The sequence below is a fragment of the Bradyrhizobium sp. 613_E4_N2_2 genome (assembly GCF_052075995.1).
GTDB lineage: Bacteria > Pseudomonadota > Alphaproteobacteria > Rhizobiales > Xanthobacteraceae > Bradyrhizobium > Bradyrhizobium barranii.
The window spans coordinates 8435482-8448319 of record NZ_CP197234.1 but is presented as its reverse complement, the minus strand read 5'-3'; the positions used below and the strand labels follow the sequence as shown (position 1 = coordinate 8448319).

The 12838-nt window shown below is 65.5% G+C and carries 9 protein-coding genes; all 9 read left to right on the top strand.

The window, feature by feature from the left end:
* Positions 1–107: 107 nt before the first annotated feature.
* The 9 genes from AB7290_RS40150 to AB7290_RS40110 all read left to right on the top strand — a co-directional run bounded on the left by AB7290_RS40150 (position 108) and on the right by AB7290_RS40110 (position 12751).
* The gene (locus AB7290_RS40150; protein ID WP_085400057.1) at positions 108–992 is read left to right on the top strand and encodes a dihydrodipicolinate synthase family protein; all 885 of its coding nucleotides are present in this window, start codon (positions 108–110) and stop codon (positions 990–992) included.
* 202 nt (positions 993–1194) lie between these two features.
* Entirely contained in the window at positions 1195–3531 is a 2337-nt protein-coding gene (locus AB7290_RS40145) for a TonB-dependent siderophore receptor (RefSeq protein ID WP_085400018.1), read from the top strand.
* A 2-nt stretch (positions 3532–3533) separates the two neighbouring features.
* Entirely contained in the window at positions 3534–4559 is a 1026-nt protein-coding gene (locus tag AB7290_RS40140) for an extracellular solute-binding protein (RefSeq protein WP_085400019.1), read from the top strand.
* A complete protein-coding gene (locus AB7290_RS40135; RefSeq protein ID WP_085400021.1) occupies positions 4552–5733 on the top strand; it encodes a PepSY-associated TM helix domain-containing protein in 1182 nt (393 codons plus the stop codon). Before AB7290_RS40140 ends, AB7290_RS40135 begins: the two co-directional genes overlap by 8 nt.
* Before the next feature lie 73 nt (positions 5734–5806).
* Positions 5807–7039 carry a rhodanese-like domain-containing protein gene (locus tag AB7290_RS40130; protein ID WP_085400023.1) on the top strand — a complete coding sequence of 411 codons (1233 nt, stop codon included), beginning with the start codon at positions 5807–5809 and terminating at the stop codon, positions 7037–7039.
* Between the two features lie 120 nt (positions 7040–7159).
* Positions 7160–8404: a phosphoglycerate dehydrogenase gene (gene serA / locus AB7290_RS40125; protein ID WP_085400059.1), complete on the top strand. Its 1245-nt coding sequence runs from the start codon at positions 7160–7162 to the stop codon at positions 8402–8404.
* A gap of 111 nt (positions 8405–8515) precedes the next feature.
* A complete protein-coding gene (locus AB7290_RS40120) occupies positions 8516–9535 on the top strand; it encodes a patatin-like phospholipase family protein (RefSeq protein WP_085400024.1) in 1020 nt (339 codons plus the stop codon).
* Between the two features lie 3 nt (positions 9536–9538).
* Positions 9539–10993 carry a GntP family permease gene (locus AB7290_RS40115; RefSeq protein ID WP_085400026.1) on the top strand — a complete coding sequence of 485 codons (1455 nt, stop codon included), beginning with the start codon at positions 9539–9541 and terminating at the stop codon, positions 10991–10993.
* Between the two features lie 96 nt (positions 10994–11089).
* Positions 11090–12751, top strand: coding sequence for a tannase/feruloyl esterase family alpha/beta hydrolase (locus AB7290_RS40110; protein ID WP_085400028.1), 1662 nt, complete (start codon positions 11090–11092; stop codon positions 12749–12751).
* Positions 12752–12838: the final 87 nt, after the last annotated feature.

The window sequence follows — 12838 nt, the reverse complement described above, 5'->3', positions numbered from 1 at the left end:
ATGTAAGGTACAACATAAAAAGTAAAGCAAAAACAAGGCTCGGAAGGCTTCCTAAGATCGTTCGAGATCAGGGGTTTAGTCCGGGACCGCAGCTAATGGGTGGTGAGATGACGGAGGCAATTCGCGGGTTCTGGGTGGCGTCGGCGACGCCGCTGGCGACGGATGGCAGCGTGGACTCCGCCAAGCTCGCCGCCCACGCTAGGCAGCTCTTCAGTAAGGGCGTCGATGGCGTCGTGCTGTTCGGCACCACCGGCGAGGGCACCTCCTTCAATGTCACCGAGCGTGTCGCGACCATCGAGGCCGTGCTCAAGGCCGGCGTCGCGCCTGAGCGGATCGGCATCGGCGGCGGCTTTCCCGCCATCACCGACAGCATCGCGCTGACGCGCACCGTGCTCGGCCTCGGCCTGCGCCACGTGCTGTATCTGCCGCCCTATTTCGACCGTGGTGTCACGCCCGAAGGCATCGAGGATGCTTTTGCTGCGATCATCGACGGCGTCGCCGACGATCGCCTGCGCGCCTCGCTCTATCACATCCCGCAGGTCTCCGGCGTTGCGATCCCGACCGGTGTCGCGGCAAACTTGCGCAAGCGTTACGGCGAGGTGGTTGCGGGCCTGAAGGACTCCAGCGGCGACTTCAAGCAGTTCCAGGCGTTCCGTAGTGCTGCTCCCGATCTCGCCATCACCGTCGGCAACGAAGCCGACATCACCCGCGCGATCGCCGCCGGCGGCGCCGGCACCATCTGCGGCATGGCCAACGTCGTGCCCGAGCTGGTCAAGGGCATGGTTGATGGCAAGGACGTCGAGGCGCGCATGCAAGCCGCGACCGATGTCGTGCTGAACACGCCGTCGTTCCTTGCGACGCTGAAGGCAATCCTCGCCGCACAGACGGGCGACGCGGGCTGGCTGCGCGTGCGCCCGCCATTCCGTGCCTCGTCCGATGGCGCAGCGCTCAAGCGAAAGATTGACGAGCTGATTGCTCCTGCCATCGCGTGAGATGCGAAACTTTCGTGACACGTTGTCGCGAATTCGCGTGCAGCGTGTTGCGATCCCTGCGACGTCAATCGGTAATTGCCGCTTAGTGCGCTGATGCGCTTAGAACGATTCAACACTAGAGCGATTCAAGCTCGCCTACGGTTCTCTTCGATCCCGCCGACTGTTACAGGCGCACACTTCAATGTTCTTGACTTGAAGTGGAATGAAAGTGCGTGCCCCCGTGGATGGCCAACGCGTCAGCGGCCATCGTCATCATGCCGGCAAGAGCCGTGCAGGTCTTCTCCTCGGCGCAGCGGTGCTGCTCGTCGAATCCCCCTCGAACACGACGACCGCGCAGGCGCAGTCAGCGCTGCCGCCGGTGACAGTGGAAGCGCCGGTGCAGCGGCCGAAACCGGCCCGCGCATCCGAATCGCCCCAGCGCCGGACGCAAGCCGCCGCGCGCCAGCGCAGCCGGAATGCCGCCACACCAGCAGCACCGACAATATCGGAACGTGCAGCAGCGGCGGCCGCCGCGCAGCAGGCTGCCAAGCTCGGTTACCGCGCGATGCCGAGTTCGACCACGCTGCGCAGCGGCGCATCGCCCCTCGATACCTCGCAGGCGGTCAACGTCGTGCCTGAGCAGGTGTTGAAGGACCAGCTCCCGCGGAACATCGACGATGCGCTCATCAATGTCTCCGGCATCACCCAGACCAACACGCTCGCCGGCAGCCAGGACGCGGTGATCCGCCGCGGCTTCGGCGATAATCGTGATGGTTCGATCATGCGCAACGGCATGCCGCTGGTGCAGGGCCGCAGCTTCAATCCCGCGGTCGAAAGCGTCGAGGTGCTGAAGGGGCCGGCCTCGCTGCTCTACGGCATCATGGATCCCGGCGGCATCGTCAACACCATCAGCAAGCGGCCGGAGCTCTATCAGCACGGCTCGGTCACGCTGCTCGGCTCGACATTCAGTGCCTCGAAAACCGGCGCCGACGGCCTGCTCGATGTTACCGGTCCGATCGGCGATCAGGGCCTTGCCTATCGCTTCATCGGCTACGGCGTCAGCGAGGATTACTGGCGCAATTTCGGCCGTCACCGCGAGATGCTGGTCGCACCGTCGCTGGCCTGGTACGGCCAGGACACCACGGTCCAGCTCAACTACGAGCATCGCGAGTTCATCTATCCGTTCGATCGCGGCACGGCGTTCAATCCGGTGACGAAAGCGCCGCTGGCGGTTCCCGCCGACCGCCGGCTCGACGAACCTTTCAACAACACATGGGGCACGTCGGACCTGTTGCAGGCCTCGGTCGAGCACCGCTTCAACCAGGACTGGAAGCTCTACGCTGGCTACAGCTACAACACCGAGACCTTCAGCGCCAACCAGCTCCGCATCACCGGCATCAACTTCACGACCGGTGCGGAGACGCGCAGCAATGACGGCACGCGCGGCTCGCTCAGCAATGTCAGCTACGGAACATCCTACGTCTCGGGCAGCTTCTGGCTCGGCAACATGCGCAACGAGGTGGTGTTCGGCGGCGACGGCCAGTATCGCACCATCTACCGCGATAGCCTGATCCGGCAAGCAACGCCCGCCATCAACATCTACAATCCGGTCTATGGGTTGGTCGGGCCGGGCACGACCGTGGTGCCCGGTGACAGCGCCCAGACCGACAAGCTCGGACAGTGGTCGCTGTTCGTCCAGGATACGCTGCATTTGACCGAGCGGTTCGCGCTGGTCGGCGGCGCGCGCTACATGGACTACGATCAGATCGCCGGGCGCGGGAAGGCACTGTTCTACACCAATACCAACGTGTCCCAGGACAAGGTGCTTCCCCTCGGCGGCGCCATCTTCAAGCTGACCGACGAGATCTCGCTGTATGTGAGCTACACCGAATCGCTGAAGCCCAACTCGACCATCGCGCCGATCGGCATCGTGATCGATTCCAATGTCGCGCCCGAAGAAGGCGTGTCATACGAGACCGGCGTGAAGTTCGATCTGAACAAGCGTATCTCCGGTACGCTGGCGCTCTACGATCTCGACAAGAAGAACGTGCAGACGACGAAGACGAACAGCGCTGGCGTGGTGGAACTCCATACCGTCGGCCGCGCCCGCTCGCGCGGCGTCGAGCTGGACGTGACCGGCAGGCTCACCGACAGTTGGGCCCTGATCGGCAGCTATGGCTATACCGACGCGCGGGTGACGGCATCCGAAGATCGGTCGCTCTACGGCATGAAGCTGCAGAACGTCGCGCTGAACACGGCCTCGCTCTATCTGGTCTACGACTTCGGCACGGCTCTGCCGGGACAGCTCCGCCTCGGCGGCGGCGCGCGCTATGTCGGCGATCGTCCCGGTGATGCGATCAACAGCTTCTTCTTGCCGTCCTATGTGGTCGCCGATATTTTCGCGACCTATGAGACGAAATACCAGAACACGCCGGTGATCTATCAGCTCAACGTCAAAAACCTGTTCGACACCGTCTATTATCCCTCCGCCGTCAACAATCTGAACGTCGCGATCGGCGATGCGCGCCGCGTGTCGCTGTCGGCAACGGTGAAGTTCTAGCGATGGCGGTGCGGCACAAAGCCATCGCGGTCCTGATCGCGGCGGCGTCTGCCTGCCTCGCTGCCACAGGTGCGAGCCGCGCCGAGGAAATCACGCTCTATTCGACCAGGGAGGCTGCCCTGGTCGAGCCTGTCGTTGCGGCCTTCACGGAAGCCAGCGGCGTCAAGGTGAAAATCGTCTTCGTCGAGGACGGCCTCGTCAAGCGACTTACGTCGGAAGGCGCCGCATCGCCCGCCGATGTCCTGTTGACGATCGGGCTGGACAAGACCACGCAGCCTGCCGTCAGCGGCCTGACGCAGGCGATGTCGTCGACGCGGATCGAGCAAGCTGTGCCGGCAAATCTGCGAGGCGGCGGACAGTGGATTGCGCTCGCCATACGCCCCCGCGTCGTGATGGCGCGCAGGGACGATGCCCTTGCGGCTGTCGACTACGAAGACCTCGCGAGTCCGCAATGGCGCGGCAAGCTCTGCATACGCTCGCCGCTGCATCAGAACAATGTCGCGCTGGTTGCGGCCTATCTCGTCCATCACGGCGAGGCCGCGACGGAGGCCTGGCTCGCCGGCCTGAAGGCCAATCTCGCCCACAAGCCTGATCGCAAGGACAACGACGTGATCCGCGAGATCGCACAAGGCGCGTGCAAGATCGGCATCGGCAACACCGTGGCATTGGCGCAATTGCGCGACGGACGCGAAGGGGCCGACTGGCGTGCCTGGGCGATGGAGGTCAAGGCGGTGCCATCGACATTCAAGGGCGGCGGCACGCATGTGAACCTCACCGGCGCGGCCATCGCGAAACAGGCGCCGCATCCGGCGTTGGCGCGACAATTCCTCGAATTCCTTGTCACGCCGGCAGCGCAGCGGATCTTTGCCGCTGCCGAGTTGGAATACCCCGTGCTTGCAGCAGCGGAGCGTGCACCGATCGTTGCCGAAATGGGCACGTTCATCGCCGATGCAATTTCGATCGACCAGATCGCCGCACGTCAGCAGGCCGCGATCTCGCTTATCAAGAAGGTTGGCTTCGATGAGTAGGGTGGGGCATTACATCAAGGCCGCTCTGCACCAGATTCACTCGATCGCGGGCCTCGTGCTTGCGCTGCTGCTGGCCTTGATCGCGCTGACCGGCGCGATCATGAGCTTCGAGGACGAGATCGGCGACTATCTGAATAGCGGTATCATGCAGGTCGCGCCGCGCCAGGTGCCGGCGTTGATGCCGGACGAACTGGTGGCCCGGCTCAAGGCGGGGCAGGACCTCGGCAAGGTCTCGGCCGTCACGCTGTCGAGCGATCCGGCCGCGGCGGTGCGTGTCCGCTTCGCGCGCGACGAGCAGGGCGCGCGGCCGACATCGCTCTATGTCGATCCCTACGACGCGCACGTGCTGGGTGCGCCGCGTGGCGAGGAGTTCTTCGCGACCGTCCGCAGGCTGCATCGCTGGCTGCTGATCCCCGGCGATGCCAAGGGCTGGGGACGCCAGATCACCGGCATTGCCGCGCTCGGTCTGATCGTCATGCTCATCTCGGGCCTCGTGCTGCGCTGGCCGCGCCGCGCCGGCAGCGTGAAGATGTGGCTGAAACCCAATCTCGGACTCAGCGGCCGCGGACTGCACCGTTCGCTGCACGCCGTCATCGGCACCTGGGTGCTGCCGGTCTATCTGGTGATGACGCTGACTGGGCTGTGGTACTCGTTCGACTGGTACAAGGACGGCGTCGTCTGGCTGTTGTCGCGCCCGCACGTTGCCGCCGCGAAGATGCAGCCGAAGCAGCCGCGTGCGGCAGGGCGTCCTGAGCCGGTTCAGGCGGTGGGATTTGATCGTGCCTGGTCGACGCTCCAGCACGAGGAGGGCGATCGTTTCTCCAAAGCGCTGCTGACGCTGCCCGCCGGACCCGGCACGGTCATCCGGATCCGGTCGTGGCCGAAGGATTCGACGCTCGATACCACGCGTGACGAATTCCGCGTGGATGCGGTCACGGGGCAGGTGATCTCGGCGGAGCGCTATGCCGACAAGACGTTTGGCGAGAAGATCATCGCGAGCGTGCTCGACATCCATCGCGGCGCGTTCCTGGGCTGGCCCGGCAAGCTCGCCTTCATGATTGCAGCAGCATTGATGCCGCTGTTCTCGGTCACCGGCATTTTGCTTTATCTGTCGCGCCGCAGGCTGCGGCGTCCCGCGCCGCCGCCGCTCGGGCGGCTGGTTCCGGGCGAGTGAACGGTCGCGAAGGCTAGCCAAGCGCGCGGCAATCGTTCAAAAGCCCTTGGCCGTACTTGCCAGGGTTCACGCCATGAAACTCCCCACCGTCACCCCCGCCGATATCCGCCGCGCGCTGCTGCTCCGCGAGGAGATCGCGCTGCTTGATCTCAGGTACGAGGCCGGCTTCGCCACCGGCCATCCGCTGTTTGCCGCCAACATGGCCGCGGACCGGATCGCGATCGAGGCCGAGCTGCGGTTGCCGCGCAAGGACGTCGCGATCGTGCTCTATGATGATGCCGAGGGACTTGTTGCAACCGGCGCCGAGCGGCTTGCCGCGCTCGGCTACAGCAATGTCCGTGCGCTTGACGGCGGGCTGAAGGGCTGGCGCGCGGCGGGCTATCAGGTGTTCGAGGACGTCAATTCCTATTCCAAGGCATTCGGCGAGCTGGTCGAGGCGCGGCGGCACACGCCGTCGTTCAGCGCCGACGAAGTGGCAAAGCTGATCGCGGACAGGGCCAACATCGCCATCCTCGACGTCCGCCGCTTCGACGAATATGCGACCATGAACATTCCGGGCTCGGTCAGCGTGCCCGGTGCTGAGCTGGTACTGCGGGCAGGGCAGGCCGCGCCCGACCCTGAGACCACCATCATCGTCAATTGCGCCGGGCGCACGCGCTCGATCATCGGCACGCAGTCGCTGATCAATGCCGGCGTGCCCAACAAAGTGCGGGCGCTGCGCAACGGTACCATCGGCTGGACGCTGGCGCGGCACACGCTCGATCACGGTGCCGACAGGCGTGGCGCGATCGGGCCGTTCGAGGGCGGCCCGGCCAATGCCCGCGACGTCGCCTATCGCGCCGGTGTTCGCCACATCGGCGCGAACGAGGCGAAGGCACTCGCAGCGCAGACCGATCGCACGCTCTATCGTTTCGACGTGCGCGACTCAGAGGAATTTGCGGCCGGCCATTTCCCCGGCTTCCGTCATTACCCCGGCGGCCAGCTCGTCCAGGAAACCGACATGGCCGCGCCCGTGCGCGGCGCGCGCATCCTCTTGACCGACGACCAGGGCGTGCGTGCCGACATGACGGCGTCATGGCTCGCGCAGATGGGCTGGGAGGTCTATGTGCTCGAAGGCGGTTACGGGGGTGAGCTCGAGGTCGGCCCGCCGCGCGTGCTGCCCAAGCCCGACCCGGCGCATCGCTACCGCCGGCCCTATGAGGGCACTGACGTCGCCGAGCGCGCGATGCAGGCCTATCTCGACTGGGAATACGGTCTCGTCGAGCAACTCCGGCTCGACGGTACGCACGGGTTTTACGTCATTTGACTGGGCGGCCACCGTAAACACTTACCGCCCCGCCATCTTCTCCCCATATCCAAACCCTATTGTGCTGCATCTCCCCCGCGGTCTATGAGCTGCGGCAAAGCTGTGACCTACGGAGATTCCATGCCAGCCCCAGGCCAAAGCCCCGAGCGGAACGCGAAGGCGCTGTTGCTCGAAGGCGTCAATGACAGCGCTGTCGACCTGTTCCGGAGCGCGGGCTTCACCAATGTCGAGCGGTTGACCAAGGCGCTGGACGGCGAAGACCTGCGGCGCGCGCTGAAGGGCGTGTCGCTGCTCGGCATCCGCTCGCGCACCCAGATAACCGATGAGGTGCTCGCGGCCGCGGACGGGCTTCTCGCGGTCGGCTGCTTCAGCGTCGGCACCAACCAGGTCGATCTCCTGGCGGCCCGCAAGCGCGGCATTCCCGTGTTCAACGCGCCGTTCTCCAACACGCGCAGCGTCGCCGAGCTCGTGATCGGCGAGATCGTGATGCTGCTGCGGCGCATCTTCCCGCGTTCGGTGTCGGCGCATGAGGGCGGCTGGGACAAGTCGGCGACCGGCAGCCGCGAGGTGCGCGGCCGCACGCTCGGCATCATCGGCTACGGCAATATCGGCTCGCAGCTGTCGACGCTGGCCGAAGCGATCGGCATGCGCGTGATCTATTTCGACCGCACCGACAAGCTGCGCCACGGCAACACCGAGCCGGTCGAGAAGCTGGAAGAGCTGCTGGCGCAGAGCGATGTCGTCAGCCTTCACGTGCCCGAGACGCCGGAGACCGCAGGCATGATCGGCGAGACGGAGCTGCGGGCGATGAAATCAGGCTCGTTCCTGATCAACAATAGCCGCGGCACCGTGGTCGATCTCGATGCGCTCGCCGGCGCCTTGCGCGACGGCCATCTCGCCGGCGCAGCCATTGACGTGTTTCCGGTCGAGCCGTCCTCGAACTCGGATCGCTTCACGAGCCCGGTGCAGGGCCTCGAGAACGTCATCCTCACCCCGCATATCGGCGGCTCGACCGAGGAAGCACAAGAGCGCATCGGCGGGGAAGTCGCGCGAAAACTGGTCGACTATTTCATCACGGGATCGACCATGGGCGCGGTGAACTTCCCGGAGGTGCAACTGCACTTACGTCCCGCCGGTGCGCGCTTCAGCCATGTCCATCGCAACGTGCCGGGCATGCTGAGGCGGCTGAACGAGGTCTTTCTCCAGCGCGACATCAACATTGTCGCGCAATACCTGGAGACTGCCGGCGACCTCGGCTACGTCGTGCTCGACGCCGACCTGGCAGGCCAGGATTCAGATGCATTGCTTCAGCAGATCCGCGCGCTCGACGGAACGGTCGGCGCGCGGCTGGTGTTCGAGCACTAGGCCGGCGTCACGTTCCAGTTGCATTACGCTGCCAAGGTTCTCTAAACTGTCGTTATTCTCGGCGTGTGACAAATCGCGTCGAATTTGAGCTTCAGTTGCGTGGGTGCCGCCATGGAACGGGACGCCGTACTGATCGATCTCGCGCTTCAAGGAGGCGGCTCGCACGGCGCCTTCACCTGGGGCGTGCTCGACCGTCTTCTGGAAGAGAAGTGGCTCACCATCGCCGCGATCTCCGGCACCTCCGCGGGCGCGATGAATGCGGCCGTGCTCGCAGACGGGTGGATCGCGGGTGGCGCCGAGGGCGCGCGCGACGCGCTCGAAAAATACTGGCGCCGCGTTTCGAAGGCTGCCGCCTTTAGTCCGCTCCAGCGCTCGCCGCTCGATCGACTGATGGGGCGCTGGACGCTCGATACGTCGCCCTTCTACATCCTCACCGATTTGATGTCGCGCGTGCTGTCGCCCTACGATCTCAATCCGACAGGCTACAATCCGCTGCGCGCGGTGCTGGCCGAGAGCATCGATTTCGAGCGGCTCGCGAGCTCGCCAATAAAGCTGTTCGTCACCGCGACGCGGGTGCGCACCGGCCGTGGCCGCATCTTCCGCAATGCCGAGATCACGGCGGACGTGCTGTTGGCATCGGCCTGCCTGCCGACCATGTTCCGCGCGATCGACATCGACGGCGAGCCCTATTGGGACGGCGGCTTCGCCGGCAACCCCACGATCACGCCGCTCATTCGCGAAAGCGATGCGCACGACACGATCCTGGTGCAGATCAATCCGACCGAAACGCTCGAAGAGCCGCGGACGGCTGCGGAGATTCTCAATCGATTGAACGAGATTTCGTTCAATTCACCCCTGATGAAGGAATTGCGCATGATCGCGCTGCTGCGCCAGGCGGCCGACCCCGGCAGCGGCGAGGGCGCGCGCTGGGCAAAGATGCGGACCCACCGCGTCAAGAGCGACATGCTGGCGAAGTTCGGCGCGTCATCCAAGCTCAACGCCGAATGGGAGTTCGTCTCGATGCTGCGCGCCGAGGGGCGCCTGGCCGCGGACGCGTTTCTCGCCGCGCACGGTGCCGACATCGGCCGGCAATCGACCGCCGATCTCGACGTCCTGCTGTCGGAGTGCTGAGACATGGGTCTTCTCGGCCTCCTCGTCGGGCTCGCCCTGCTCGTCCTGTTCGCTTTTCGCGGCTGGAGCGTGCTTCTGCTGGCGCCGTTTGCAGCGCTCGTTGCCGCGTTGTTTGGCGGCGAGCCGCTGCTTGCGAACCTGACCCAGGTGTTCATGGTGCATGCGGCGGGATTTCTGGCCCAGTTCTTCCCGATCTTCCTGCTTGGCGCGGTCTTCGGCAAGCTGATGGACGATAGCGGCGCGGTCACGTCGGTCGCCGCCTTCATGGCGGAGCGCCTCGGCGAGCGTCGCGTGATCCTGGCGGTGGTGCTCGCCGGTGCCGCGGTGACCTATGGCGGCGTCAGCCTGTTCGTTGCATTTTTCGTCATCGTCCCCATGGCCCGCTCGCTGTTTCACGCGGCTTCGATCCCGCGTCGCCTGATCCCGGCTGCGATTGTGCTGGGGACGTCGACCTTCACCATGTCGGCCTTGCCGGGCACGCCGTCGATCCAGAATGCGATCCCGATGCCGTTCTTCGGCACGACGCCGTTCGCAGCGCCAGGTCTCGGCATCATCGCCTCGCTCATCATGCTCGTGACAGGGTTGTGGTGGCTGCACCGCGCTGAAGCCGCAGCGCGCCGCGCCGGAGAAGGCTATGGCGACGACATCGAGGGCGCGACCGAGCGCGCCGCCGCCGACGAGCTCGTGCGCGAGCGCGCCACGACCGCGCGCGAGTTCGATCCGGCGGAACTCCAGCACGGTCAGCGCAGCGAGCGGCCGTCGCCCGTGTGGAGTGCGATCGCGCCGCTGATCGTGGTCGTCATCGTGAATTTGGTGATGTCGCTCGTGGTGCTGCCGCGGCTCGATGTCAGCTATCTCGCCGAGCAGCGTTTTGGTGAAACGACGCTCGCGGCCGTCGCAGGCGTGTGGTCGGTCGCGGTCGCGCTGACTGCGGCCATCGTCACGACCATCGTGCTGAACCGGGCCCGCCTGCCGGCGCTTCGCCGCACCATGGACGCCGGGGCCAATGCATCCGTCCTGCCCGCGTTCAGCGTCGCCAGCCTCGTCGGGTTCGGCGCGGTCGTCGCCTCGCTGCCGGCGTTCACGATCGTGCGCGACTGGGTGCTTGCGATCGAAGGCGGACCCCTGGTCTCGCTAGCGGTTGCGACCAACATCCTGGCCGCGCTGACCGGGTCGGCGTCAGGCGGCCTGACCATTGCGCTGGACGCGCTCGGCCAGACCTATGTCGAGCTCGCCGCGCGCACCGGCATCGCCCCTGCGTTGATGCACCGCGTCGCGGTGATCGGCTCGGGGACGCTCGACATCCTGCCGCACAATGGCGCAGTGGTCAGCCTGCTCGCGATCTGCGGCCTGACGCACCGCGACAGCTATTTCGACATCGTGATGGTCGGCATCGCGACGTCGCTGCTGGCGCTGGTGGCTGTGATCGCCCTGGGCAGCGCGCTGGGATCGTTCTGAAGGAAGGCCAGCGCAAGCGATTGACGGAAGGGCGAAGGTTGCATTGAATGCGGCCAACCGTCGGATACAAAAATAGGGAAAGCCAGGGTGGAAACGATGACGCGAAAGAACGCGAAGCGGTGTGCATTGCTCGTGGGTGCGGCGGTCGCGCTGAGTGCGAATGCCGTGTCGGCGGCGACGCTGGCGGAGGATGCGGAGATGGTCTGCAAAAGCCTCGCTGGCGGCGCCGATGCCGTGAAGATCGTTTCCGCGACATTGCTGGCGCCGTCGCAACTGGCTGTCGCCGAGCGCGGGCCGACGCCGTCTGGGCGCATCACGCCGGCCAATCCCGGTTTCTGCAAGGTGCTGGGTCACATCGACCCAACCGATCCCAAGGCGCCGCCGATTAAATTCCAGGTCAACCTTCCCGTCGAATGGAACGGGCGCTCCGTTCAGTATGGCGGTGGGGGCTTTAACGGCGTGCTGATCACCGGCCTTGGGCTGCCGCCGGCCTATCCGTTCGACAAGCCGTCGCCGCTGGCGCGCGGCTTCGTCACCTACGGCACCGATTCCGGCCATGAGTCCAAGCCAGGCGAGCCGCCGCAACTGTTCGCGCTGAATGACGAAGCCTTCGAGAATTTCGCCCACCGTGCCTACAAGAAGGTGCGCGACGCCGCGGTTGGGCTGATGGAGCGCACATACGGCAAGAAGCCGGAAAAAATGTACTTCATGGGCTCGTCCGAGGGCGGCCGCGAAGGCCTCACCATGGCGCAGCGTTACCCTGATGATTTCGATGGCATCTTCGCCCGCGTGCCCGTGATCAACTGGGTCGGCCTGCAGCATGCCGGCACGCGCTCGGGGCTCGCGACCATGGGCGAGGGCTGGATCAATCCGGCGCAGGTCAAGCTCGTGGCCGATTCCGTGCGGCAGGCTTGCGACAAGGCCGACGGCTCCGATAATGCGCTGGTGCAGGACCCCGTAGCCTGCAAGGCAGCGTTCAAGGTCGAGACGCTGCGTTGTGCGGCGGGCCAGAGCGGCGATCAGTGCCTCACCGATGCACAGATCAAGGCCGTGAACACGCTGCACGGGACCTACAAATTCCCGTTCGCGCTCGCCAACGGGCTCGACGATTATCCGGGCTGGGGCGTGTCGGGCGAGGATGCGGCGGCGATCGGACCGACCGGTGGCTGGGTGGCGTGGTGGCTTGGCACAGCGCCACCCGCGCAGCCGCCTGCCCCCAACAACGGCATCGCCTGGATCTACGGCGCCGGCGGCATTCAACATGTGTTCGCACGCGATCCCAAGCTCGACGTCACCACCTACAAGGTCGAGGAGCACAAGGCGCGGCTGCTAGAGGTCTCGAGCCTGATGGATTCGACCGATCCGGATCTCAGCCGTTTTCGCGGACGCGGCGGCCGGCTGATCATGCTCGAGCACATGGCCGACTATGCGCAGAGCCCCTATGCCGGCATCCGCTATTTCGAAAGCGTCGAGCGCAAGCTCGGCAAGGCCGAGACGGCGGAATTCGCGCGGCTCTACACCGCCCCCGGCGTCGACCATGTCGGCTCCGGCGCGCCGGCCAATGTCGACATGCTGAGCGCATTGGTCGACTGGGTCGAGAAGGGCAAGGCGCCCGGCGATCTCGAAGTTAGCGAGCAGAAGGTCGAGGCGCCGTCGTTTGCCGTGTTGCGCGCGATGCCGCTGTGCCGCTGGCCGTCCTGGCCGCGTTACAAGAGCGGCCCGGTCACGGAGGCGTCCAGCTTCACCTGCGCGCCGTGAGGCGGCTCTTCACCTCTCCCGCTTGCGGGGAGAGGTCGGATCGCTCTTGCGATCCGGGTGAGGGGGTACAGGTCCCTCGACGATCTC

Coding starts and splice junctions, on each gene's coding strand:
- AB7290_RS40150 (WP_085400057.1), top strand. CDS start 108: ATGACGGAGGCAATTCGCGGGTTCTGGGTGGCGTCGGCGACGCCGCTG.
- AB7290_RS40145 (WP_085400018.1), top strand. CDS start 1,195: ATGAAAGTGCGTGCCCCCGTGGATGGCCAACGCGTCAGCGGCCATCGT.
- AB7290_RS40140 (WP_085400019.1), top strand. CDS start 3,534: ATGGCGGTGCGGCACAAAGCCATCGCGGTCCTGATCGCGGCGGCGTCT.
- AB7290_RS40135 (WP_085400021.1), top strand. CDS start 4,552: ATGAGTAGGGTGGGGCATTACATCAAGGCCGCTCTGCACCAGATTCAC.
- AB7290_RS40130 (WP_085400023.1), top strand. CDS start 5,807: ATGAAACTCCCCACCGTCACCCCCGCCGATATCCGCCGCGCGCTGCTG.
- serA (WP_085400059.1), top strand. CDS start 7,160: ATGCCAGCCCCAGGCCAAAGCCCCGAGCGGAACGCGAAGGCGCTGTTG.
- AB7290_RS40120 (WP_085400024.1), top strand. CDS start 8,516: ATGGAACGGGACGCCGTACTGATCGATCTCGCGCTTCAAGGAGGCGGC.
- AB7290_RS40115 (WP_085400026.1), top strand. CDS start 9,539: ATGGGTCTTCTCGGCCTCCTCGTCGGGCTCGCCCTGCTCGTCCTGTTC.
- AB7290_RS40110 (WP_085400028.1), top strand. CDS start 11,090: ATGACGCGAAAGAACGCGAAGCGGTGTGCATTGCTCGTGGGTGCGGCG.